The sequence below is a fragment of the Bradyrhizobium sp. USDA 4461 genome, assembly GCF_054055655.1.
In genome coordinates, this window is sequence record NZ_JBSRXM010000001.1 from 3,998,826 (window position 1) to 4,024,306 (window position 25,481).

The window sequence follows — 25,481 nt, forward strand, 5'->3', positions numbered from 1 at the left end:
CGAGATCTCCGCGCTTCTGGATCGTGAATCCATACGCCAGGGCGATGGTCGCCCTCCAGGATCTCAAGGATCAGAATAGCCTGAGTTGCTGAGCGGGCAGGGTAGCTGGCGAGTTTTTTATCCAAACTGGATGGAGCGAACGGAATCGCTATAGAGTCGGCCCGATTCCAAGGGAGGCCACTGCCCGATGAAGGCTTCTGCGATTCGTCTACGCGTTGGTTAGAGTTGCGAGCCGGCTCAACTCAGCCGCGAATTTGGCTTGTCCAGAGCCGCGTTTTCACAATCAAGCAGGAACTGTCAGAGCCGTTATCGCGGCAAGCGCTTCATTGCTAAATATTTTATCTACTAGGCCCGCCGCCGCGCGACCACGGGTCGATCGCGTTCGCCAGCCGCCACTTTTTTCGAAGCTGAGCTTCTCGGCATGCACGAAGTCCCGCACCGACTGGAGCCGGAAGGCTCGTGGGTGACACAAAGCTTCGCATTCTCCCCTAGAGTGCAGGATTTCAGCCGCTTGGGGCCTCACAATGAGGAAATTCATCTTAGGGACGAAATAATATTTGTGGGATGGATGGAAACGGCAATGTGTAGGGAAACAATTGAGCCGTCGTTTTGTAAGTGGCACGCCCCATGCGGGAAAGCTTGCCAGCCCTCGTCTGAGCCCTGAATTCCATCGAACGCCGCCCGCGTTATGGCGCGAACCTCGGGTAAGGTGACGGCCTGGTCGATGGAGTTGACCAGCGAAAACACCAATATCGAGCCCCATGTGAAGCCATTTCAAGCCGAGACCGGAACCAAAATGATTCGCTCACCGGCGATTTCACCCCGCTCAGATGAAGCTGCTGGCAACTAACAGAGGCCAGACTGTCCTGATCGAAAGCAATTGCAATCAGAGCTCAACATTGGGGCCATAGCGGCTCACTTACTTGATGGAAGATTATCTATGATCGATCTCCTTGCTATTCAGGATGCGCGCAGCAGGATAGTTGGCCACATCCTTCCCACAGCATTCGTACCTTCGCCGACGCTATCAGACATTTGCGGCGTGCCGGTCGGTCTGAAGCTTGAGCATCATCAAACGACAGGCAGCTTCAAGATACGCGGTGCGACCAATGCGATTCTCAAACTTACCGACGCCGAGCGGGCACGCGGGGTCGTCTGCGTCTCTACCGGTAATCATGGTCGGGCGCTGTCTCATGCGGCCCGCGCCGTTGGTTCGAGCGCGACGATCTGCATGTCCCGGCTGGTGCCAGAGAACAAGGTTTCCGAGATCCGCCGCCTCGGCGCGGACGTGCGGATCATTGGAGAGTCGCAGGACGAGGCGCAGGAGGAGGTCGAGCGTCTGGTGCGTGAAAGCCGGCTCGTTTTGCTGCCTCCATTCGATCATCGACACATTGTTGCTGGGCAGGGGACAATTGGTCTCGAGATCGTCGAAGCGATGCCCGATGTCGCCACGGTGCTCGTGCCGGTTTCCGGCGGCGGGCTTGCGGCCGGCATCGCAGCAGCCGTCAAAGCCTTGCGGCCGCATGCGAAAGTCATAGGGGTTAGTATGCAGCGCGGCGCGGCGATGAAGGCGAGCCTCGACGCTGGTCGGCCGGTCCAGGTGGAGGAAGTTCAGAGCCTCTCCGACTCATTGGGCGGCGGCATCGGCCTCGACAACAAGCTGACGTTCGACATGTGTCGCACGTTGCTCGACGATCTGGTATTGCTGAGCGAGAGTGAGATTGCGGCCGGCATTCGTCATGCTTACGAGAAGGAGCGCGAGATCCTGGAAGGCGCCGGTGCCGTCGGTATCGGGGCGCTGCTCGCCAACAAGGTCGCTGGATTGCGAGGTCCGATCGCTCTCGTACTTTCAGGCCGCAACATCGATATGGAGCTGCATCGCCGTGTTGTAAGTGGGATGATTGATCCTCTCGGGGGAGATGGCTGATGCCGAGAATTAAGGTTCTGACCGAGCGCGAGCTTAGGCAAATCGTGCCGCTCGATCTTGTGGCAGTTCAATGCGTCGAGGGTGCGTTCCATTCGTTCGCCACGAAGGCGGTGGTGATGCCGCCAATCCTGCGGCTGGATATTAGAGAACATGGAGGCGAGGTTGACGTCAAAACCGCCTATGTTCCGGAGCTCGATGGCTTTGCTGTTAAGATCAGCCCTGGCTTCTTCAATAATCCGAGGCTCGGTCTGCCGAGCACCAACGGCATGATGGTGCTACTTTCCAGCAAAACGGGTTTGGTGCAAGCGCTGTTGCTGGACAACGGCTATTTGACCAACGTGCGGACCGCCGCTGCAGGTGCTGTCGCAGCAAAGTATCTTGCGCGGAGGAACGCCTCCGTTGCGGCAGTCTTGGGTGCAGGAATCCAGGCCAGGTTGCAGCTGCAAGCGCTCACGCTAGTTCGGCCGATTCGTGAGGCCCGTATCTGGTCGCGCAATGTGCCGAGGGCCGAAACGGTGGCCCAGGAGCTATCCGTGGAGCTCGGATTTCCCGTAACGGCATATGCCGAACCAATAATGGCTGTGGCGGGCTCGGATATCATCGTCACTACGACCCCCGCCGATCAACCGATCCTGAGTGCGCTATGGTTGGAGCCCGGGCAGCACATCACAGCGATGGGATCGGACGCCGAACATAAAAATGAGATTGATCCGAATGCGATCGCCCGGGCGGGCCTCTATGTCGCCGACAGCCTAAGGCAAACACGCCGCCTTGGCGAATTGCACCATGCTATTGCGGCCGGCATAGTGCCAGCCGACCGAAGTTTCCCAGAACTTGGAGAGATTGTCGCTGGCTCGAAAATGGGACGCTTGAGCGAGGAGCAGGTCACAATCGTCGATCTGACCGGCACTGGAGTCCAGGATACTGCCATCGCCTCGCTTGCCTTGGCGCAAGCTGGGGCTGTCGGCTCGCTATTCGAGAGCTGAGAAACGACCCGGCGCCACTCGGATCTCCGCTTCCCCATCCAACCCAACCAGGCATGATGGAGTTACGATTATGGCGATCAGCAAAGGACCGCAGGTATTCCCGCGATCGGAATATCTGCGCAGACTAAACACGGTGAAAGCTGAAATGGCACGCCGCGACATCGATGGGCTCGTCGTTACCCTTGATCGCAACATCAATTATCTAACGGGCTATACCGCGCGCTCTGCCTATGTTCCGCAGGGGTTGGTGGTTTCGATTCACAAAGAGGAACCAATGTTCATCCTGCGTCGCCAGGATACGCCAGCAGCCATTCACCTCACGTTCCTGGAACGGCGTAGCATAAGGGGCTATCCTGAAGAGCTTATCGGAAATCCAGAGAGGGACGGCTTCGACGCGATCATCGATTTCCTTCATGAAGCGGGTCTTGCGAAGCGTGGCGTAGGGCTCGAATTAGGACAATTGCCGGCGCAATCAGCTGAAAAGTTCAAGGCGCGACTACCGCAAGCGAGGGTCGTGGATTGTACGAATGCTGTAACGTGGATCCGAACTGTCAAGTCGGGTCTTGAGATAGCGCTGATGAGGGAGGCCGCCGCCATTGCCGATGCCGGTATGCTGCGTGCGTCGGAGGTGATACGTCCGGGCGTACACGAAGCTGAGGCGACCGCCGAGATTCTGCGGACACTGGCGCTCGGCGTCAATGGTAAACACGGAACAGAGATCGCGAGCATCTTTATGTGCTCTTCGCCCCGCACCGGGACAAGCCACATTGCCTGGAGCGATGACGTCTTCCGGCAGGGTTCGCAAATAAATCTAGAACTCGGCGGTGTGCGGCATACTTACACGGCCGCGATCATGCGAACCTTTTCGATCGGCAAGCCCTCGGATCGTTTGCGCCGAATCCATGAGGCGGAGTTGACCGGCTTGGAGGCCGCGCTGGAGAAGGTTCGACCTGGAGCAACCTGCAGCGACGTCGCCCAAGCATTCAATAGCACGATCGAGAAGCAGAGCTTCCAGAAGGACTCCCGTTGCGGCTACGGTATAGGCATCGATTGGACCGAATCGGTCATGAGCCTCAAGGAGGGTGACATGACGGAGTTCAGGCCGAACATGACTTTTCATCTCATGCTGGGTAACTGGATCGACGAAGATTTCGGCTACGTTATCAGTGAGACATTTCGCGTGGCCGAGTCTGGTGTTGAAGTCCTGACGAAAACGCCCCGCAAACTATTCGAGATCTAGTTGAAGCTGTGAGGTTATGCTCGGCGACTTGGCAATCTGCAGGATTACCAATGGCCATGCTGCGCTGCATGAAGGTGAAGAGCTCCTCGCTGTCAATCGTGCCAGCGGCAATGTTTGCCCAAGTGGAGTGCCAAGGCAAGTTTCAGATGGTATTTTGAGGAGTAGTTTTTCGCGTGTTGGAGGAGCAGCGGTCGCGCGCCGGAGATTAACTCCAAAAAAGCGGCCTGGCAGGATTTGCGCTGTTTCCTTCGAAGCCGAATGCATCGGCAAAACTAGCGTGTCGATTTTGATGCCATGACTGTTTCCAGTTCCGATCCCGCGCTGATTTGGATCAGTGGGGCGGCCCACCAGGAGAAGTAGGTGCGGTTGCCGCGGAGAGCTGCAACTGTGGTGGCCAGCGAACAGGAGGAGAGGCAAGGATGTGGCGGCATGGAGCAAGCGGTAGCGGTCAAGCACGCGCCAGCGAAAGCGCCTGACCTTGGTGTCCGATCAGATATATGCCGGAGAAAACGCGTGAAGGTCTTGCGAATGTGGCGTTGTCGCAGTTTTGCGGAGAGTACTTAGTCATGATCATTCCCACGGCGAATCGTCCCCGCAAGGAGACCCGTCGTGCAGCACAGGAACAGTTTCACTGATCTAGAATGCTGGCTCGGTTTGCCGCCCCGCTGCCTCTCCTTGCCAAGAACCTGCTCTCATTCGGTGTGACCGCGTTTCTATTCCTGCTCCGGATTTGGAATGATCGTCCTCGCGACATTCAACAAGGCGCTCAGGGGCCCGCCGACAGCGCATTTGAAAATCGGACCGATCGGTCACAATGCCACGAATGAATGGATTTCGTGTTACAGCCAAAAATAGCTGCCTGAGCAAAAAGCCACAACCTGGAGCATGCCACCATGAGTGAACTGGAGAATGCCACCATGAGTGAAAGGGATACGAGCAATAGCGTCATTCCGGGGACGGAGGTCATCAAACGGTCGGCGCGTGTCGGCGCGGAAATCAGGAATATCAGGCTGTCGAGCGATTTGCCGGACCAAGCCATCGCTGCGATCAAGAACCTCCTGCTCGAGCACAAGGTCATCTTCTTTCGCGACCAGGGGCATTTTGACGACGTTGAGCAGGAACGCTTTGCCCGACGTTTTGGGAAGCCTGCGCTACATCCAGAGATGATTCCTACCGAGGGAACGATAGCGGTCCTTGACATCGATTCGGCGCGCAGGAACATCCAGACGGACGTCTGGCACGTCGACTGGTCCTGCCTGGATGCCTATCCCAAGATTTCGGTGCTGCGTGGCGTTGTCATCCCGCCAGTCGGGGGCGACACGGTGTGGTCAAACACCGCAGCCGCGTATCTCGACTTGCCTCGGCCGTTGCAGCGGCTTGCCGACGCGCTCTGGGCCGTCCACAGCCTTACGCTGGTCGCCCGACGTACCGAAGCGGATAATGACATGGGTGGCGAGGATCTTACCAGAGCGAGGTTCGAGACCGAACATCCCGTGGTGCGTATCCACCCCCAGACCGGCGAGCGCACGCTGGTACTCGGCTCATATGTGGCGCGTTTCGTGGATGTCCCAAAATATGACTGCCAGAAGCTACTCGAGTTGTTCGAATCTCATGTTACCGCGCCGGAAAACACTGTGCGCTGGAATTGGAAGCAGGGTGACATCGTTATTTGGGATAACCGCGCCACGATGCATTATGCGGTCGATGATTACGGTAAGCAGCGCCGCATTGTTCGTCGCGCCGCCGTGGAGGGCGAGATACCCGTCAGCGTCGACGGCCGGTGCAGTGTGCCGCGTGTCAAAATAATCAAGCAGCCGTCCGTGAGTCTCAGCAAGTAGTGCTTTAGGTCTCTAATCACGTTTGCGGATCGGTTGCCGCCGACGCGGCCCTGCAGCAAAATCGGCGGTCGATTGCCGATCGCCTGTAAGGCGCTCTTCATTGCACAACAAGGCTCAAGAACGGCCACAAACCGTCCTTCGCGAGGTTCCTTATCGGTGTCATCCCTGGTTTGGTCGCCGAATTTGCGTTCCTGGAAAGGTCGGAAAAACTGAGGATGTCGTGGTCCGCTGGATCCTGGACGGGTCGCAAGCAGACCTTGGCCGAACTGTCATGGATGTTCGATCGGGCGTCATGCTCTGACACCGAGCTTTTGGCGGCCCAGCATCGATGCACTTGCGATCCTCTCTGGGTCTCGGGCTGGCGTTGAAGGATCGAACGCCATCAACTGCCCCTTTCTGGCGCATCCAGAGCCTCTTACAGCCAGAATCGGGAGGAGACTCATGTCACGGCAGACGGCAAGGAAGAGATACTCACACAATCGCCAATCGCGACTGCAGCGCTGATGGATATGTTCGAGTCTGGCCTGTCGAATGGCGCCATCGGTGCCCGCATTGTTGGAGCTGCCTGCGGAAGCCCGGGCGGCCCTCACGAACCTGATGACGCAGTTAATCTTAGACCGTGCTGCGAGGACAGCAACGCTGCCCGCGAAGGAGATCGATCATGATCTCTGACAAGATCGGGCATCATTATCTGCAGCGCAAAACGACTCTCTCACTGAATCGCCTTCGGCGGACTGCGCGTCGATGATGCCATCGAGGAAGCACCTCATGAAGTCGTTGGTTCGGGCGCTGTCACGGGATCTCATCCCGCTTAACAAAATCTCTTCTCCTCAATCACATGGTCAGATGTGTTCTGATGCTCGGTTGTAGGAGCTGCGCCAATCATCCCCGATTTTTCTCGAGCGTCCGCAAGGCTGAGAAAGCAATGAGGGTTAAGACGTTCGGCACGGAAACGACCGTTGAAGGCTTCGATGCAGGCGTTGTCGGTCGGCTTGCCAGACCGCGAGAAGTCCAGTATGACGCCGCGCTTTGGCTCGCAGGTCAAGATCGCGCGAATGAACCAGTTGTCTTTATCGACGCGGATCGTCGCCGGAAAGCTCACCTTCCTTGAAGGCATCGATCTGCGTACCTAGGTTCACGCAAAACTGTTGAGTGGATAGCGGCAAGGCCGGCTGACTTCTTAGATCGATGGCTCTCATGCGCTGGTGCATCCAGGAATGGCCTTGGTAGGAGGATTTAGCTAAATTGCTCTTTGCTCGATCGATTTAATGTCGTGAAGACTGCGGCGCGGCTTCTCTGCGCCCGCCATGGCAGGCCGACCGAACGAGCGGTACATAGTCGAATCTGGTCGCTCGTTCCGTCTTCCTACTCCATGCTCAGTTCGTGTCGGCCGACGACCATCCAGTGGACCTCATCGGGGCCGTCGGTCAGACGCAACTGGCGGACATCCGTGTACATCTCGGCGAGCGGCGTCCAGTTCGAAATGCCGGTCGCGCCGTGCATCTGGATCGCCTGATCGATGATTCGCGATGCCCGCTCCGGCACCATGCCCTTGATCATGCTGACCCAGACCCGTGCCTCCTTGTTGCCGAGCACATCCATGGCTTTCGCGGCCTTGAGGACCATCAGCCGCATGGCTTCGATTTCGCAGCGCGCCTGCGCGATGATTTGCAGATTGCCGCCGAGATGGGCGATCTTCCTGCCGAAGGCCTCGCGGGTAAGTCCACGCCGGACCATCATGTCAAGTGCCTTCTCCGCCTTGCCGATGACACGCATGCAATGATGAATGCGGCCCGGACCGAGACGGATCTGTGAGACTTCAAAGCCGCGGCCCTCTCCGAGCAAAATATTCTCCTTCGGTACCCGGACATTGTTGAAGCGCAGATGCATGTGGCCGCGCGGCGCGTGGTCCTGACCGAAAACGTGCATCGGTCCGAGGATCTCGACGCCGGCCGTGTCCGTCGGCACCAGGATCTGCGAATGCTGCCTGCTCCGTGGTGCATCCGGGCTGGTCTTTGCCATCACGATCATGATCCTGCAGCGCGGATCGCCTGCGCCGGAGATGAAATATTTTTCGCCGTTGATCACCCACTCGTCACCGACCAGCCTGGCGGTTGTCGCGATGTTCCTGGCGTCGGATGAAGCCACGTTTGGTTCGGTCATGGCATAGGCCGAGCGGATTTCCCCGTTGAGCAGCGGCTTCAGCCACTTGTCCTTCTGCTCTGGCGTGCCGACGCGCTCCAGTACCTCCATGTTCCCGGTATCCGGCGCCCCGCAATTCATGGTCTCAGGCGCAAGCAGGTTCTTGCCAAGCTCGGCGGCGATGTAGGCGAAGTCCAGATTCTTCATTCCCTCACCGGTGTGCGCATCGGGCAGGAAGAAGTTCCACAAGCCCTCCGCCTTGGCCTTTGACTTCGCCTTCTCCAGCATCTCGAGGTACGCCGGAACGAAGATCCAGCGGTCGGCCGCGTTCTCGGGCAGCTTCTCAAGTTCATCCGAAATCGGCTCTAGAGTCTCGCGGATGAATTCTCGCACCCGCTCATACAATGGCCGCACGGCCGCGGACATGCGAAGGTCGTTCAGATCGTCACCCGGGTTCAAGCTGTAATTGGTGTAACGGACTGGCGCGGTGACATTCATGATTCAGTTCCTCGTTTTCGAGTTGGGCCTGACGCGAGGTTGGCGTTTTCATTCGGCAGTCTTCCCATCCCTAAAGCCACTATCAAAATTCATGGTAGCGGCCGGAACGACGGATGATAGATTAGGCTGCTTACATCCGGGGCTCGCCCATTCCGTCCCTCGCAGTGTCACGCTCATATGTTGCGTTCGAGACCGCGCTGAAAACGGACTGGCGTGGCTACGCTTCAGACAGTTATTCCAGCTGCACAATGAGCAGTGTTTGGTGGTGAATCCGCCAAGTATGGGCGTTGTATGAGCATGGCATTCCCCAATGCGCGCGGTCAGGCCCGCACAGGTGGGAACGGGCCACGTCGAGGATCTCTGGATCCTTTTCACTAGGGGTATTCTCCGGTGTCTGCGATCGCGACAGCAAGGTCGGTTTTTCCGTCCATGTAAGGTCGAGAACCTCCTTAAGGACCTCGCGCTCCATGGTGTTGCGGCCCAGCAGGCATTCGAGGTCTCGATCCCGTTTCTTAAGCCGCCGCGCGCCGGACGCGGGTACCACATCCTGCTCCTCCATATGTACGACTTTCTTGCTCTCCTTCGCTCTTCAGCCGTTTCAGTTGAAAGAAAGGGCTCAAGGAGGACCATTGCAATGGGCGTCATGGCTGATCGACATGACGGTTGCAGCGTCTCATTGACGACCAGGAGCTTCTGCGCCGTTGTAACCGCCGCCGGCGGCAACGCCGACGATCACTTCCATGTTCGAAACGCTCCAGACATGAGCGTATGCGCCCGACAAGGCCCGGCTCCTCCAGCTGACGCCGGCGTCCGGTCAGAACAGGGAGCGGTCCGCCTGACGAAAGCGGCCTGTTCAGGGATCTCTTGTCTGCCAGGAGACGACGATGGTTGAGGCGCCCATCACAACTTCCTCAAACATCGAATAAAACCTGGCTCACCAGAACAGGTAGGTGCACCGATCCATGATCAATGATGAACCACAAACCGGTAACGCGCCGTCAGGGTGCCGCTGATCACGAAAGGATAAAGTGCAGCGATGAAAAGCGTTGTTAATCCGTTGCACGTCTCGCGCCTTCTGCAAGTATATGACGCCGCCGCGACCCAGAGAGGCATCAGGCTTTCGACAGGTTTCGATTTTCAGGAATATGTTGCGATCACGCGGGCGACCCCGACAAAACCGCCGACGTACCCAAATTTCAGACCCGATCGCTCACCAATCAAACCGGGTGAGGGCTACTGGATAACGGGCGTTGACAGGAAGAACGAGGTAGCGGTTCTGCAGGCTGCCCGCCTGTATGATCTTTCACATAGCAATTTTGCAGAACATCTTCAATCGCTTAAGGCATTTTACGCTGATCCGGTCATGCATGCACATCCCCAGGACCGTTGTACCTGCACAGCTCCCAGCGCGAAGAAGATGACCGGGAAAATTGCCTACCACGGGGATACCTGGATCCGGGGAGACCTTAGAGGGCAGGGCATCCCCAAAATCATCGGCGGGATAGCGCGCGGTATGTCATTTGCCATGTGGGCCCCGGACTTCATATGCGGACTTGTCGCGCCCTGGACAGTGGAAAAGGGCGTCTACGACGTGACGCATCATGAGCCGGGCGGGTCGAAATTGCAGCTGATAGAGGAGGATATTGCGGAAGACGACTGGCTGGTCTGGATAACCCACGAAGAACTGAGGAGCGAGGTTGAGTGCGAGTATTCTTCGCCGCTCGTCCTCGCCGGCACGGTTGTTGGTACTTGACCCGAGCAGAGCCACGCCATGTCAGCGATGAGGTTTCTACGCTGATTGGCAATGGCAGGCGAGCCTGCAGCAGCCGTATCGCGCCCTCGATAGGACACCCCATTTCAGATCAAGCGATAATGAATGCGATAAGTGCTGCTCTTCAATTGGACAAGTGGGGGCGGATCGACGTCATGAACAAGCAAACACATTGGCCAACGCGGGCGACCCTACGTGCAACTCACCGGAAGAACTAAAAGGGATGCTTCGGCGCGCGTCACGAATAAATTGAAAGCGATACCACAGCAGGGATGGACCTGTACGTTACGTACAGACAAATTCCTGTATTAGCTTGCCGGGCTTGGCTACTGCTTATCCAGACAACTTACACGTCAACGTGGGTCGCAGGCCGGAGCGGTATACAATCAAAAATGACGAAAAGAGATCGCGAAGGCCCTCTAGGTGCCACGTTGCTCCAGTTGGTTTCTCCTTTTACTCCGTCGACGCTAGTTAGCTGTCCGACTGAAGAGACGTCGGGGAGTGCATTCAATTGGGCTTGACCAGCGACCGAGTGATCCGCGCAGGCGCCTCCTGATCGAAGAAGCAGCTGTTCAGCTACGACTTGCTATCGCTCATTTCTACGACGGCGTCGCTACGAACCGATGTTCTGCGGAGCGATCGAGACTAGGATGTCTTTTTATAGAAGGCTGGCGGCGGCCTGCGGCGGGCATTCCGATCGAGTGGGGAATTCGCGCCGGTCCGCTGGTGACGGATTTTCAAATCAGGACCGAAGCCCCGCTAGTTCTGTCCTTAGTCAGAATCTAGCTGGCTGGATTTTAGAACCCAATGACTTGGTGCTTCGGACAGGTCATCATATTTTGTGAAAGGGAATAGCCGTAATGGTCGACTGCAGGATCGATTGCGTCAATAAGCCAAATCGTAAGAGCTCCCACGAGCACATCACGCACGTAGGTGGGCCCAAGCCGGACGGGTCGGGGCGATGGAAGGACACAGTTCCGGACGTTGTCCGCATGATCGAGCAAGGAACTCATTCATTCTACACGGACCAAGGTGGGGCAAGAGCCGAAGTCGGCGTGCGGACTAGTGCCGCAGGCAACAAGTTCTTGCAAACGTACGCGGACGGCGTTTGGAAGGATAATTTGCTTGCGCTGAACGAGTGCGGCTAACCGTAGAGACCCTACTGGCCGGTAACTACCCAATCTTCATTGCCGGCCAGATCGCCGCGAGCGCGGACTTAAAGTAGAGCAGTTCGCAAACCCAAACACGGCATGGTCTCGTGCGTCGAGAGCGACGACGTCTGTTCAACTTTGCCTGTAAAGTCTTGCCACGACTGGGGAGGCCCCCGGCATGGGCAATCTACCCCCTCGATGATATCGCTCGGAGCGAGGACTCCTGAACCGCAGGGACACGGCGATCTCCTTTTATAGGGTAGACAGTTCATTGCTTCCTTTTACATTTCACTACGGCCTGAGAGGTGCAAAGATTGGCCTCGTCATGCCGCGGGCAGAGCTTGAAACTTCCGTGATCTCCTGCGCAGATGCACCGCTATTGACCACGACGGCGACCTGAAACTCGGTCAGGTTTCTCAGGGGCGGCTGATCTCGAGTTCGGTTTTAATTGCTCTCCGATAGAAAGTGACACCGCGAGCGTATCGGCCGCACCGCGCAGAGCTCTGAGCCTCTCAGCCAATTGGTCGTTCATGATGCGCTGTAGAGGGCCAGTCATGGCCACGGAGTGCAAAACCATTCCGTTCGAAAGCTTTACTGGTACGGCGATCGCGGCAAGGCCTTCATCTATCTCTCCAATGCAGGTCGCGTAACCTCGGTGTCGTGCCTCAGCGAGTTGCTGTTCGACCCACGCGCGGTCGCTTTGCGTATTGGCCGTCAGCATCGGCAGTTCGTGTGAGAGGGCCTCCTCGATCACAGCCTTCGACTGATATGCCATGATTGCCTTTGCCGATGCCGCAGCGTTGATCGGCATCTCGATGTCAGGCTGGACGTAACCTCGCCATCGCGCGTCAGGTGAAAGAGACGCGACGACGACAACCCGCGCGCCGATCAAGCGTGTGACATAGCAAGTTTCTCCGGTGCTCTCGGTCAATGCACGAAGATGGGGGCGTACAAGCGACGTCAGCCAACCGTCGTCGGCGGACGCGTGAAGGAGCCTCATGAGCCGTTCGCCGAGTTCGTAAGGACGATTCCCGCCGCCCTTGGCAAGTCCGGAGCGAGCGAGACCTCTCAGCAAGCGATGCGCCGTGGTCTTCGGTAGTTCGAGGAGCACGGCGACATCGCTCAAGGTGAGAGAGCCTGGAAAGGCTGCGAGTACCTCGAGAATCTGCATGTAGCGCTCAAGCGGACCGGCCGGATCTTCAGCTGTCCTTTGCGAGTCCATTCCCAGCTCCCCAAGCAAATACGCGTGTTCGCTTGACTTTTATTGCCAAACGAGTCATTATTTCGAATATCGGTATATCGTACCGAAAAATGGAACGCACATCAAGTAGATTCTGGGTTTGGCCGAGGAAGGCGCATTAGCAATGACGAAACAGGCATTTCTCCTTCGAGGCAGCCGATGAACTTCGAGCGGCTTCCAGAGCACGAGGATCTTCGCGACAGCGTCCGCGCTTTCTTTGATCGTGAGCTTCAAGAGCCGGAGATTCGCGCGATGGATCGCGCGCGGCGCATCCCGCGTGATCTCTGGAAGCGTCTCGCCGGACTCGGCTGGCCCGGGCTCTCGGTGCCGGCGGAATATGGTGGCAGTGGCGCTGACGTGATGACCGGCGCGATCCTGTGTGAGGAGATCGCGCGCCGCTTCCCGTCGCTTGCCACCGACTGGTTGCTCATTTCGATGACGGCACGGGTGCTGCGCGAATCCGGCACGAAGAAGCAGCAGTCGGAGCTCCTGCCCAAACTCGCCGCCGGCGAATTCCTGATGAGCTTCGGGATGACCGAGCCTGGTGGAGGGACAGACGTCCTTGGCCTGAAAACACGCGCTACGCTGGTAGGCGATGAGTGGGTGGTGCGCGGGCAGAAGCTCTACACTTCGCTTGCCGATGATGCCGACGCTATCCTGGTTTTGTGCCGTACCGATCCCGCCGAGGGCACGAAGCGCTCCCGGGGATTGTCTCTGGTGCTGACGCCCAGGCATCAGGACGGCGTGCAGGTGCGCCGCCTCGAGCTGATGGGCCAGCGCGCCGCCTGTACCTGCGAAGTGTTCCTGGACGACGCCCGTGCGCCGGCCGATGCAGTGGTCGGAGAACGGGGCCGCGGGTGGCATACGCTGCTGCGCTCACTGGATGAGGAACGCATCCTGTGCGCAGCGATGTACGTCGGCATCACAGCCGCCGCTCTGGATCTGACCGTGCAATACGCCAAAGATCGAACGGCTTTCGGTCGGCCGATCGGTGCCTATCAGGCAGTGCAGCATCCGCTGGCTGACACTGCCGCCGACCTCGAGCAGATCCGCCTGCTCACCGCGAAGGCCGCCTGGCTGCAAAGCAATGGGCATGGCTGCGCGACGGAGGCGGCAATGGCCAAGCTCGCGGCGAGCGAGGTCGCGGTGCGCGCGACCGACCGCTGCATGCGCGTGCTGGGCGGCTTCGGGTTGGTTGAGGAGTCGCCCCTGGAGCGTCTGTTCCGCGACGCGCGTCTCGGGCCGTTCAGCCCCATCTCCAACGAGATGGTGCGCAACTTCATCGGGGAGCGCCTCGGGCTTCCGCGGAGCTACTGAAGGCGCCGCCTCCGGCTACAGCAAAGACGAAGTGGACGATCCGATGGCGATTACGCCCATAAACCCCGGGCATTTCCCCTGGTATGACTACAGGCGCTACTCATTTTCCCTCGGCCTGAAGACGCCCGCGGGTACCTACCTGTCCGGCCATACAGCCTCCGAGCATGACCCGGCAACTAAGCGCATGGTCGTGCGCGGGGAAATGACCGGGCAGGTCCGCACCGTCTACGCCAAGATTGCGGCGATCCTGGAGGGTGGCGGCCTCGGATACGGCGATGTGACGAGGATCGTTGAATATGTGCGCCCCGAGGGCATCGAGCGCTATGCCGAAGCGGCGGCCGTGCGGCGGGAGTTGTTCGACGGATATCAGCCAGTGGTCAATACCGTCCCGGTGAAAAGCCTGCTCAGGCCGGACGCCTTCATCGAGATCGAGGTGACCGCAGCGGCCGCACCTGGCGCTGTCCCCGGCGCCGTCTTCCTGCCGTCGGTCCAGCCTGTGGACGATCAGGGAAATATCGTGGGCGCCGGCGACCTCGCTGCCCAGACCAAGATCGTGTACGACCGCGCCGCGCGCACGCTTTCCGCGCTGGGCCTTGGCCTCGATCGCGTGGTGAAAACCGCCACTTACATCACGCCGCGAGCGCTGCCCGGTTACGAGAACGCCGCGCAGGTGCGTCACGAGCGGCTCGGCCCCGTCTTTCCGGCCGCAGTCGACATCGTGATGCCGCGGCTGCTGCATCCGCAGGCGATGATCCAGTGCGACTTCATCGCCACGCGTGAAACGCCGGTGGCGGTGAATCCCGGCTGGAAGCGCTACGACGGACTGGCCTGCAGCCCGGCCGTGCGGGCCGGAAAGCTGCTCTACATGTCGGGCCAGGGCGCCCTTGACCCGACGACCGGACGTGTCCTGCATAAGGGAGACGTCGTCGCACAGGCTGAATACACCTATAACAACGTGCTCCAGCTGGTGCGGCTTGCCGGAGGCGAACCACGTCACCTGGTCAAGACGATCGAGTACGTGACTCCAGCTTCGCTGGAGCGCTATCGCGAAGTTGCTGGCGTGCGCTCAAAGATGCTCCACGAACCGCTGCCTGCCTCGACAGGCCTCGTCACTGAAGCATTGTTGCATCCCGGGATGTGGATCGAAGTCGATGCCCTTGCCGTCCTGGACTGACCCATGGCACTGCTGACCGACGAACTCAGGGCATGGATCGGCCGCGAAGTCCACTATCCGGCACGCGAGGAACTTGGTCGTGCCTCGATCCGCTACTTCGCCCTGGCCCTGGGTGACGAGAACCCGCTCTATCTCGACGAAGCTTACGCGCAGGAAGCCGGCTATCCATCCGTGATCGCGCCTCCAACGCTGGTCTGCGAAACCTGCCAGTACGCCCATCGCAGGCCGGACGCGAATGGCTACATCGGTCACGAGTGGCATCTGCCGATCACCGATTGCCGCATGATCCGCGCTGGCAACGAGTATCAGTTTATGCGGCCGGTCCTGCCGGAAGATCGCATCTCCGTCACCTGGACACTGGAAGACATCGTGGAGCGCGCTTCGTCGCGTGGCGGCACGCAGCTGTTTGTCAGTTCGGTCGTCCGCTGCATGGATGCCTCGGGCGAGGTAGTCGCCATCAACCGCGAGACGGTCGTCTACCAGCCCATGGGGCATGCATGATCAGGCCGACCAGGAGCGTGGCGATGGTACGGGCGGGGGAAGCTCTGCCGGTGCTTGAGAAAACCTTCACGGCCGTCGATCTGATGGCCTACGGCGCCGCCACCTGGGACTGGCACCGCCTCCATTACGATATCAATTTCGCCTCGGCCATGAAACTGCCGAACGTCGTCATCGACGGGCAGGCATTCGGCGCATTGTTCGCACGCGCCGTGGTCGACTGGGCCGGACCGCAGGCCTTCGTGGCACGCCTGTCGTTCAAAATGAAGTCGATGGCCTTCGCCGGGGAGACGCTTCAGGTGGAAGGCGAGGTGACGCAAATCAACGGCCCCGCCGTCACTGTGGCGCAGCGCCTGACCAGCGGCCATCGTCTCGTTTCCGAAGCGGAGACGGAGCTGCGGCTGCCCGCGCCGGCATCCGCCGTATCGATCTAGACGCAAAAGACAACCGAAGGGACATCGCCTCATGCGCGAAGCAGTCATTGTTTCCACGGCGCGCACGCCGATCGGGCGCGCATTCAAGGGCGCGTTCAACAACATCAAATCGCCGACGCTTCTCGGCCATGCCATCCATCACGCGGTGATGCGCGCGAAAATCGATGACGCCGAGATCGAGGATGCCGTGATCGGATGTTGCCTTGCTGCGGGCACCTCGAGCATGAATGTTGCCCGTCTCGGCGTGATTGCCGCCGGCCTGCCTGTTCAGGTGTCGGCCCAGACGCTCGACCGCCAATGTTCTTCGGGCCTGATGGCCGTCGCGACGGCTGCAAAGCAGGTCGTGCTTGACGGCATGAATGTGACGGTGGCCGGCGGCCTAGAAAACATCTCTGCCATTCAGAACGAGTACTACCAGTGGTCCGGCCGCACGCATGATGATGCTGCAACTGCGCGGGCGCCTCACATTTACATGCCGATGCTGCAGACCGCCGAGTTTGTCTCGAAGAAGTACGGCATCGCCCGCGAGGTCCAGGATCAATACGCCCTGGAATCCCAACGGCGCACTGCGGAGGCCCAGGCGTCGAAGCGACTGGACGCGGAAATCGCTCCTGTCACGACCACAATGGCGGTTCTCGATAAAACAACAGGTCAGACAACCTACAAAGATGTAACCATCACTGCTGACGAAGGAAACCGGCCGCAAACAACCGTTGAGAGCCTGCAAGGACTGAAGCCCGTGATCGAGGGCGGTGTTGTGACCGCCGGAAACGCGAGCCAGCTTTCGGATGGTGCCTCAGCCTGCGTCATCATGGAACGGTCGCTGGCCGAGAAGCGCGGCCTGCAGCCGCTCGGAATCTATCGCGGCACCGCAGTCGCTGGTTGTGCTCCCGAAGAAATGGGAATTGGTCCGATCTATGCCATTCCGAAGCTCTTGGAGCTCCACGGGCTGAAGGTTGGCGACATTGGCCTGTGGGAGCTCAACGAGGCCTTTGCCTGCCAGGCTCTCTACTGCCGAGATCATCTCGGCATCGATCCTGCCATCTACAACGTCAATGGCGGAGCCATCTCGATCGGCCACCCGTATGGCATGACCGGTGCACGGCTGGTGGGGCATGCCCTGATCGAAGGCAGACGGCGCGGCGTGAAATATGTCGTGGTCGCGATGTGCGTCGGAGGAGGCATGGGCGCGGCCGGCCTTTTCGAGGTCGCGTGAGTGCCCGGGGTGGACAGCATCAACAAGGGTAGATGGTCATCGACGCACCTGCCTGCGGCGATTCTTCAGTTTCCGGTTCGGCTAGGTGTGGCCGGAATCGCACAGGCCTTGCATCCGGACCAGGCCTCGGTCTGTTACATGCCTCGCCTGCCTAGATCTGGTCGGAAGACACGATGTATTCGTGCCAGGTATCCTTGATCGTGTCGTTGCACGGCAGCGACATGTGCCGGCAACATGACAGGCCGCCGCTTCGACGCCCATACATTACTTCGAAGCAAGGAGACACAATTTGCAAACCACGATGATGGATGTGCCGCTCTCGCTCAACCACCTGCTGGAGCGCGCGGGAAAGCTGTTCGCCCAAAACGAGATCGTCTCCCGGTTGCCTGATAGGAGCCTGCGTCGGCACAGCTATGGTGAGTTTTACCGACGCACGCGCTCGCTTGCCTCGGCGCTGCGACAGCTTGGCCTGAAGAAGGGGGAGTGCGTCGCTACCCTGTGCTGGAACCACCATGCTCATCTCGAATGCTACTTTGGAATCCCGGCCGCGGGCGGCGTGATGCACACGCTGAACCTGCGCCTGCCGCCGGACGAGATCGGCTGGATCGCAGCCAACGCCCGGGATCGTTTCCTTATCGTCGACGACATCCTGTTGCCATTGTACGAGCAGTTCGCACATCTGCATCGGTTCGAGCGCGTGATCGTGTTCCCGTTCTCCGGGACGCAGGTTCCGCCGGAGATGGACGATTACGAGGCCCTGCTGGCACGTGGCGATGCGGCCGGTTTTGAATACGTTCCGCACGAAGAGACCGATCCGGTCTCGATGTGCTACACGTCCGGCACGACCGGACGCCCGAAGGGCGTCGTATACTCGCATCGCTCGACGATCTTGCACACGCTAGTGGCAAGCCTCGCCGAGTTCTGGGCCTTGCGCAGCACGGACGTCGTGCTGCCGGTCACACCGATGTTCCACGTGAACGCCTGGGGCATCCCTTACGGCGCGGTGAATCTAGGTGCAAAGCTCGTTTTCCCGGGGCCGCATCTGCATGCGGATGACCTTCTTGATCTGATGCAGGTCGAACCGCCGACCCTGGCCGTCGGTGTGCCGACGATCTGGATGACCCTGATGCAGACCTTCGAGGCGTCACAGGCCGAGGGTTCGCCGAACAAGGGGCGGTGGAAGCTGCCGAAAGCGATGCACGCGATGACGGGCGGCGCTGCGGTCCCTGAATCTCTCATCCGCGATTTCAACAAGTACGGTGTCTGGCTCGAGCAGGGATGGGGCATGACCGAAACATCGCCCGTCTGCACCAGGTCATATCGTCGGGCCGAACTGCGCGATGCTGACGAAAACGAGAAGTATCGCCGCGCGACCCTGGCCGGCGTGCCATTGCCGCTTGTGGACCTGCGCCTGTGGGGTGATGAGGGCGAACGTCCGTGGGACGGCAGGACCGTCGGCGAGATCCAGGTGCGCGGGCCCTTCATTACGGGCTCCTATCATGACGTGCCCGCAACGCAGGACAAGTTCACGGAGGATGGCTGGTTGCGCACCGGTGACGTCGCCTCCATCGACCAGCTCGGCTTCGTGCGCATTACGGACCGCACCAAGGACCTCATCAAGTCCGGCGGTGAGTGGATCAGCTCTGCGGACCTTGAAAGCGCGTTGATGGAGCATCCGGCGATCGCCGAGGCCGCGGTGATCGGGATTCCCGACGAGAAATGGAGCGAGCGGCCGCTTGCCTGCGTCGTACTCAGGCCTAGCGGCCGGTTCGAAACAAGGGAGCTGAACGAGCATCTGCTGGCGAAAAACTTCGCAAAATGGCAATTGCCCGAGCGCTACGAAGTCGTCGACAGCATACCCCGAAACTCGACCGGCAAGTTCTGGAAACTCAAGCTGCGTGAGCTCTTCCCGAGGTGAGCCACACGCACGTGCGGCAGCGCTTTCATTTACCGTGAGCGGACGCAGGCTATCGATATCGAGGCCGAGAAGCCTGCGGCAGGGCCCAAGACTTGCGTTGGCATCCTAACGTAGTGCGAACCGGTCGTACGGGGCACTCGGCGGCTGGCGTTGCTCGTCAGGCGATCGTTCGCAATCAAAATGCGACAGTGCCCGGGGGCCTGATCGCCGGCGAGTGGCTCATTGCAATGACCGGCGGCCAATTTTCGCCGCGGTTGGAAATCGCGGCCTCCGAGGACGCGTGATTCAGGTGAGCGCGGCGTCGCCAGCAGGACGCCCTCACCACCTGTGCAGCTGTGTGCGGAATCGTGACAGCGGCCCTGGCCCGCGAGAGAACTCAGCGACAACGCCATCATCAGTCTGCTCCATGATGAATGTTCCCAGCCAGTCTTCGATCTTTCCGGCTTCGAAGAGCCTTCAGTGGCGACCCAGCCAGAGCGGTTCAATTTGCGACTTGGTTCGTATTTACGAACCGGTGCGCTGCGGACTGAAGCCGCTTGACCGCCCTGAATTTGTGCTTGCTGCAGCTGCAATCATTCAGCTGAAGTGCTGGGATCGGCTCCGTCCCTTGCGTGGGCGGCGCGCTCTAATTCGCCGGGTTTGCCGGCAGAGCCGCGCCGGCAAAGAAACGTCGAGGATTGTCTTCCAGGATACCGATGATGGCCTTTTCGCTTACGCCGCGGGCGCGCAGCATCGGGATAAAGTCGGTGAACATGTAGGTATGCTCCTGCCAAAGTCTTCGCGATTTCAGGTCTTCGATCCTGGCGATCTCCTCGGAAGTCAGCCGCCGCACGCAGGACTTGCCGAGGTGTCCGCAGAGGCGATCCATGCTCATCATAACCTGTGCACCGAAACCGTCGTGCACGAGCTTCGCCAAATTGCTCGCGCGAATGTCGTCGGGCTGAAAGTGGTTCGCTCCGATCTGATCGAACCCGATGTAGGAGCCACCATCCACGATCCTCCGGTGATAAAGGTGATCGGCATTGCCACAGCAATGGCCGATAAGGCATCGATGGGCGGCAACGCCGCCGGCTGCGAACAGCTGCTGCTGCTCAGGGCCGGCGCAGCCATTTGTCGTGTGGGTAATGATCGGCACTCCCGTCGCTTTCTGTGCGACACAGGCCGCGGCGAGAAATTTCTTCTCCTGGTCGGTGGCCGCCGGCGAACCCGTCGAGACCTTGAGCGCGCCGGCCTTCACGCCGCTGTCGCCGATCCCATGGGTGATCTCGCGGATGTAGAGCTCCGCGATCTCATCTTCGGTGCGGGCGCGCCAGTAGAACGGCAGCCCCCGTTCCTCGTAATAGAACCCGGTCGTGCAAATGATCTGCATGCCTGCTTTTTCAGAAACCTCTTTCATTAGGGTGACGTCGCGCCCGAGCTCGATTGGGCAGGGGTCGACGAATGTGCGCACCTGATGTTCAGTACGCAGCTGCACCAGCCGCCGGACGGCCTCCGCAATCAATTCCGTGCGGCTGTATCTCGCAAGCGGATCGAACCAGGCCCCCGGAAAGGCGATAAACAGATGTTCATGCATCAGGGTACGCCCGAGGCTCTCGACCGGGATAGCGCCTGTAACCGTCTCGATCATCATGGGTACCACCTCTCCTTGGGCGCTACGGGCGCATATCCGCCTGTCTTCCGGGCGGGGCGTATCCCCCAGCCGGGGCTCAAGCCGCTGCGCTGTTCCGGCTGGCTGATCGAACTACATCCCTCCGGTGCATGAGTTGGGCCAGCTATGTCGGCGAAATCTGCCGCGAAATTTCGGGCAATTGTCGCGTTTGCAACGCATCGACACATTTTTGATCGTCAAGGGTCTTCTTCCGGACAGATCGCGCCCTGGCGCACCACGCGAGCCTCCGCACGGCGATCCTTATTTTCGCGCAAGCACCCAAGCTCGATGGCAGCTTCTCGGCTACAGCCTGGAACGGGCGGATTCCGCCGCTATCGTTGTGTAAGGCACCTCAATGCCCGCGCCGCAGTACACCGTTGCAGCTGTTTGGGGATCGCGACCGGTTTCGCACGATCGAAATGATAGCCATACTTGAAAGCGATCTCGGCGTCTGACCCTTCCCTGAACCCGGCGCTGTCGGCTCGAACGGAAAAGTTCTGCACTTCGATAAACAACGAATAGAGTCTTTCGGCTGGAGCGAACGCCGGTCGTCGCAACGTCAGCCGTTGATGGGATCTTTCGCGCGGCCTCAAGCAGGGTCTCGGCGATCAGGCAGGGCCATACGCGATGACCCTCGCGATCGGCGATCAGATCATTTTGGATATTAAGGAGCAGGTGAGGCAAGCCGCGTGCCTCGCCGTGCATCGAAATCGCGCATCGTTGGATTGCTTCCAAAAGGAACCAAGGAAACGCTCAGCAAAGTTGCGCTCACGGTTCGACAGTACACCGAGTTGCAAAGGTCGCATTTCTCCTCCTGCCCGCTGCGGCGTGAAGCCTCGCGGCGATCCAGCAGGAGGGGTACTTCCCGATAGAATGGTTGTGGATCTCTTGCATAGCGTTGACGGCGATCACTATCAGACAGCAGCAGATTGCCGGCACCGTTATGCCGTCGCTTACGATCGGAATGCAGTCCGGTGCGTCAAGGGGCGGTTGCAGCCGATAACGAGCCGGCTAAGGACGAGCGGTGCATTGAGTTGATCGGCAAGATGACGCGACGTACCTTCGGCGCCGATGTCATAGACGATGTGCATGAGCAATGCGGTGGCAGGCGGATGCGGTTCTTGGGTTGCTTTGGAACAATAGCACCGGCATGTTCGCAGGCCAGCACGAAGTCCACGCGCCATTGACCAACTTCGACAGGCGGGTCGAACGACTCTAGCATCCTCGCGCAAACATACTGCGACAGATTGCTGTGCCCGATGGCACCCACACATACTGAGCGATTCGATTGAACAAAACTGTCAGATCAGGTGGCTCTCCGGCCACTAAGGGGCGCCAAAAGCGCCATCAATCCTTCAGTAATTGCCAACGATGCCGTGTTGCTGGGCTATCGCTTCAGCGATCTTCATTCAAATGCTCTCGGTTGATCCGTTGACACTGCGGTCTGGATTGTCCTGTCCCTGCATCGTCAATTTGATGCATTGCGTGCAATCTTTGGAATCCTGAAGGCCCCAGAGGGGCGCGCCCGGCAATGTATTTGCCGCACCTTGAACGTGCATTTCGTGCGTAGCCGGCTGGTGCTGGTGGTGCACGAGCACAGCAGTCTCGCTGCTCGTGTGTCGCCGTCACATCTTCGGACGGACGGGGGTGGGGCGAGACGAGTCACTTATCCACTTGCCGCGCGGGAATTCCAATTGTAATTGATAGCCGTGCCGATCGAATTGAGGCGGGTTTGAGAGCTTCGCTGCACTATCACGGTAGACGCGCCGTGCCCTGTTCCTAGGTGTGGATCCTACCGCCCGGATTCCTCTGCGGTACTGCCGGCCCTGGTAGGTCCCCGATTTTCAGTTCTCATGTAAATAGATGACGTCGTGTTTGGGATCATCTGCGTCGTGCCGGCCGATGCAGGGGGCGGACGCACGTCCATAAAGTCGTTGCGTCCACATCAGCGTGATCCGACGAAAGTCTGCTTGTTCAAGAACGTCCTGCTGTAAAGGAGAAGGCGATGGGTGAGGTGATTGGTGAGCCAGCTAACCTTCGAGCGTTCGAAACCCTGGAATCGAACGTCCGTCTCTACTCCCGTTCACTTCCGGACGTCTTCAGCCGGGCCCGCGGCTCCATCATGCTGACGGATGGTGGCCGGGAGGTGATTGACTTCCTCTCGGGCGCCTCAGCGCTGAACTACGGTCACAATAATCATGAAATCAAAGCTGCCATTGCAGCGTATCTGGCGTCGGATGCCATTGTCCACGGGCTTGATATGGCCACTCCTGCAAAGCGCGAATTCATGGAGACGTTCCATTCTGTCATACTTCGCGAACGCGGCTTGCAGAACTACCGCTTTCAGTTCACCGGGCCAACAGGGGCCAATGCCGTTGAAGCAGCCTTGAAGCTCTCACGCAAAGTCACAGGACGTCAGAACGTCATCTCATTCACGCATGGGTATCATGGTCTCAGTTTAGGGGCGAGTGCGGTGACTGGTGGTCGTTATTATCGCGTAGCCAGCGGCGTGGCGTTGTCCGGCGCGACTTTCATGCCCTATGACGGGTACCTCGGGCCAGGTGTTGATACGTCAGACTATCTGGGCAAGGTACTGCTGGACGACAGCAGCGGCGTCGATTCTCCGGCAGCCATTCTCGTCGAAACTGTACAGGGAGAAGGGGGAATAAATGTAGCCGGCAGGGAATGGCTGCAGTCACTTCAGGCCATAGCGGGGGATGTTGGTGCCCTTTTCATAGTAGACGATATCCAGATGGGTTGCGGACGGACAGGGGATTTCTTCAGCTTCGAATTCGCGGGACTGTCGCCCGACATTATTGTGCTGTCGAAGTCGCTGAGTGGGTACGGCCTACCGCTCTCGATGTTGTTGATCAAGGAGGATCGAGACGCGTGGCAACCGGGAGAACACACGGCCACGTTCCGCGGAAACAATCTTGCACTCGTCTCCGCCACCGCAGCTTTGAACATTTATTGGCGTAGCCCGGCCTTTTCGCAAGGAGTGCAGCGGATGGGAGAGCTGATGCGCCGCCGGCTTGATGCCATTGCATCCGAACATGGAAACAGTTTTGCTGTTCGCGGACGGGGGATGGCGCTCGGATTTGATTGCAACAATGCTGAAATTGCTGAGGCGACGACACGCAAGGCATTTGAAAAGGGGCTGATCATCGAGCGGTGCGGCCCGCGTGATCAGGTGATAAAATTCCTGCCTGCGCTCACGATCGACCCGGAGACCTTGAACCAGGGCGCTGACATCTTTGAAGTCTCTCTGGCCGAGACAATAAAACAGGCCAGGACTGCGTGAACCGGGACGCTGATCGCGCGACGAGACGAGGGCGCGGACGGTCGCGAGACTCCCGACCAGGGAGATAGCATCTTGAAAGATGTTAAAGATCGACGCCTGGATGCGAAGGTCTGGTTGGCGCAATGCTCTGCCGTTGTCAGACGGTGCCAGGGCCAACCGGCTTCTCAAACTGAACACAGATTGGCTATCAGGACTGCTGGTTTATCCATTATCATAATGGATCACGAGGGGCGTCCAACCCTACGCAATTGGGTCCAAGGAATCCATTCTCCGTACACGTGGACTGCCCCGCAATCACCTCGCGTAGGTCGGCGTCACCTCATCCACGCGGAGGAACGATGGGCCGCTAGGAACGCATTTTGATCGCTCGCACCCTCATGCAATGAATCGTGCCTCCGCGGCTCAAAGAGAAATCAACCTGTCACAGGTCAATTGTCAGGAGCATACCACAGTTATGCGGGTCTCCAGCAAAGCGGCCAACACCGGAGTATAGCAGGATCGCTCACCGACTAAAATTGGCGAGGGGCACTAGAGTACAGCCGTTGGCAAGGAGAATGAACTCGCAGTTCTACAGCATGCTGGATTGCATGATCTTTTGCACAACAAACAGCTGCAATCTCTCAAGGGGCCTTGCGCTGCTCCGCCCAATTTGATCTTGCGAGGTTGTACCAGCGAACAGGACGCACGGGGAGATGGGCTGTCACGGGACGCCCTGATGCGTTGGAGGTGTCAGGGCCGGTCATCATCTTGCATATAACGGGGGGACGGCATTTTCGATGCGGGCCGCTGGATAGATAATCGTGCGCTGGACGGTGGAAACGGCGTGTGCGACGTCATGATCATGAACCCTGCAGATCTATATTGCGGTCGGAAAGAGCCGGAGGGCGATGGGCTGTCTAGATGACAGCGCGCGAAGAGAAGAGCGAAGTTGAGCGCGTCTCGGACTAAACGGGCAGGCGGTACCTTGGATAGGTGCAGCCACGCGGTCGGCGGGAAATGTAATCGCTGATCGGCGATCCCGGGCGAGCTGTACCCAGGGCTTCCCCTACCTGGGGCCGCTTTTTGTTGGGGTCATTGGATAGTCGAAGTCAGCGGACCCCGGGTACGCATCCGACGGGCGCCGTCTTGCGTGACGCGAGGTAATTCGCGAAGCGTGTAGCCTTAAGTCTAGCTTTAAGGTCA

General features: G+C 59.1%; 17 protein-coding genes and 1 pseudogene. 13 read left to right on the forward strand and 5 right to left on the reverse strand.

The features are described from left to right. Nucleotides 1-940: 940 nt before the first annotated feature. The 4 genes from eutB to ACVINW_RS18650 all read left to right on the forward strand — a co-directional run bounded on the left by eutB (nt 941) and on the right by ACVINW_RS18650 (nt 5,991). On the forward strand, nt 941-1,927 hold the full coding sequence (eutB, locus tag ACVINW_RS18635; protein ID WP_456752654.1) for a hydroxyectoine utilization dehydratase EutB: 987 nt from the start codon (nt 941-943) through the stop codon (nt 1,925-1,927). Continuing rightward, nucleotides 1,927-2,913: an ectoine utilization protein EutC gene (gene eutC / locus ACVINW_RS18640; protein ID WP_456752655.1), complete on the forward strand. Its 987-nt coding sequence runs from the start codon at nt 1,927-1,929 to the stop codon at nt 2,911-2,913. Before eutB ends, eutC begins: the two co-directional genes overlap by 1 nt. A 70-nt stretch (nt 2,914-2,983) precedes the next feature. Beyond that, on the forward strand, nt 2,984-4,153 hold the full coding sequence (locus tag ACVINW_RS18645; RefSeq protein ID WP_456752656.1) for a M24 family metallopeptidase: 1,170 nt from the start codon (nt 2,984-2,986) through the stop codon (nt 4,151-4,153). 917 nt (nt 4,154-5,070) lie between these two features. Further along, a complete protein-coding gene (locus ACVINW_RS18650; RefSeq protein ID WP_456756435.1) occupies nt 5,071-5,991 on the forward strand; it encodes a TauD/TfdA dioxygenase family protein in 921 nt (306 codons plus the stop codon). An 848-nt stretch (nt 5,992-6,839) separates the two neighbouring features. Here ACVINW_RS18650 and ACVINW_RS18655 read toward each other — a convergent pair. From ACVINW_RS18655 to ACVINW_RS18665, 3 genes and pseudogenes are all read right to left on the reverse strand, one after another. Continuing rightward, nucleotides 6,840-7,099, reverse strand: a pseudogene (locus tag ACVINW_RS18655) (integrase core domain-containing protein); the annotation flags it as partial. 257 nt (nt 7,100-7,356) lie between these two features. Next, nucleotides 7,357-8,631, reverse strand: a complete 1,275-nt coding sequence (locus tag ACVINW_RS18660; RefSeq protein ID WP_456752657.1) for an acyl-CoA dehydrogenase family protein — start codon at nt 8,629-8,631, stop codon at nt 7,357-7,359. A gap of 232 nt (nt 8,632-8,863) precedes the next feature. Further along, nucleotides 8,864-9,190 (reverse strand): hypothetical protein, encoded by a 327-nt coding sequence (locus tag ACVINW_RS18665; protein ID WP_456752658.1) that lies wholly within the window; start codon nt 9,188-9,190, stop codon nt 8,864-8,866. 477 nt (nt 9,191-9,667) lie between these two features. On the opposite strand from ACVINW_RS18665, the gene ACVINW_RS18670 reads away from it, so the two are divergent. Both ACVINW_RS18670 and ACVINW_RS18675 read left to right on the forward strand, forming a co-directional pair. Beyond that, nucleotides 9,668-10,384, forward strand: coding sequence for a hypothetical protein (locus ACVINW_RS18670; protein WP_456752659.1), 717 nt, complete (start codon nt 9,668-9,670; stop codon nt 10,382-10,384). An 878-nt stretch (nt 10,385-11,262) separates the two neighbouring features. Beyond that, nucleotides 11,263-11,550: a DUF3892 domain-containing protein gene (locus ACVINW_RS18675; RefSeq protein ID WP_456752660.1), complete on the forward strand. Its 288-nt coding sequence runs from the start codon at nt 11,263-11,265 to the stop codon at nt 11,548-11,550. A 379-nt stretch (nt 11,551-11,929) separates the two neighbouring features. Here ACVINW_RS18675 and ACVINW_RS18680 read toward each other — a convergent pair whose 3' ends face one another. Further along, the gene (locus tag ACVINW_RS18680) at nt 11,930-12,775 is read right to left on the reverse strand and encodes an IclR family transcriptional regulator (RefSeq protein ID WP_456752661.1); all 846 of its coding nucleotides are present in this window, start codon (nt 12,773-12,775) and stop codon (nt 11,930-11,932) included. A 177-nt stretch (nt 12,776-12,952) separates the two neighbouring features. Between ACVINW_RS18680 and ACVINW_RS18685 the strand changes: the two genes are divergently transcribed. The 6 genes from ACVINW_RS18685 to ACVINW_RS18710 all read left to right on the forward strand — a co-directional run bounded on the left by ACVINW_RS18685 (nt 12,953) and on the right by ACVINW_RS18710 (nt 19,350). Further along, nucleotides 12,953-14,110, forward strand: a complete 1,158-nt coding sequence (locus ACVINW_RS18685) for an acyl-CoA dehydrogenase family protein (RefSeq protein WP_456752662.1) — start codon at nt 12,953-12,955, stop codon at nt 14,108-14,110. Between the two features lie 43 nt (nt 14,111-14,153). Further along, nucleotides 14,154-15,284, forward strand: a complete 1,131-nt coding sequence (locus ACVINW_RS18690; RefSeq protein WP_456752663.1) for a RidA family protein — start codon at nt 14,154-14,156, stop codon at nt 15,282-15,284. A 3-nt stretch (nt 15,285-15,287) separates the two neighbouring features. Next, nucleotides 15,288-15,785 carry an FAS1-like dehydratase domain-containing protein gene (locus tag ACVINW_RS18695; RefSeq protein ID WP_456752664.1) on the forward strand — a complete coding sequence of 166 codons (498 nt, stop codon included), beginning with the start codon at nt 15,288-15,290 and terminating at the stop codon, nt 15,783-15,785. 23 nt (nt 15,786-15,808) lie between these two features. Continuing rightward, on the forward strand, nt 15,809-16,216 hold the full coding sequence (locus tag ACVINW_RS18700) for a MaoC/PaaZ C-terminal domain-containing protein (RefSeq protein WP_456752665.1): 408 nt from the start codon (nt 15,809-15,811) through the stop codon (nt 16,214-16,216). Nucleotides 16,217-16,247: 31 nt separating this feature from the next. After that, the gene (locus ACVINW_RS18705; protein ID WP_456752666.1) at nt 16,248-17,432 is read left to right on the forward strand and encodes an acetyl-CoA C-acyltransferase; all 1,185 of its coding nucleotides are present in this window, start codon (nt 16,248-16,250) and stop codon (nt 17,430-17,432) included. A gap of 289 nt (nt 17,433-17,721) precedes the next feature. Beyond that, nucleotides 17,722-19,350 (forward strand): long-chain fatty acid--CoA ligase, encoded by a 1,629-nt coding sequence (locus tag ACVINW_RS18710; RefSeq protein WP_456752667.1) that lies wholly within the window; start codon nt 17,722-17,724, stop codon nt 19,348-19,350. A 625-nt stretch (nt 19,351-19,975) separates the two neighbouring features. Here ACVINW_RS18710 and ACVINW_RS18715 read toward each other — a convergent pair. Then, nucleotides 19,976-20,980: a phosphotriesterase family protein gene (locus tag ACVINW_RS18715; protein WP_456752668.1), complete on the reverse strand. Its 1,005-nt coding sequence runs from the start codon at nt 20,978-20,980 to the stop codon at nt 19,976-19,978. A gap of 2,023 nt (nt 20,981-23,003) precedes the next feature. On the opposite strand from ACVINW_RS18715, the gene ectB reads away from it, so the two are divergent. Next, on the forward strand, nt 23,004-24,299 hold the full coding sequence (gene ectB, locus ACVINW_RS18720; RefSeq protein ID WP_456752669.1) for a diaminobutyrate--2-oxoglutarate transaminase: 1,296 nt from the start codon (nt 23,004-23,006) through the stop codon (nt 24,297-24,299). The last annotated feature ends 1,182 nt before the right edge of the window (nt 24,300-25,481 follow it).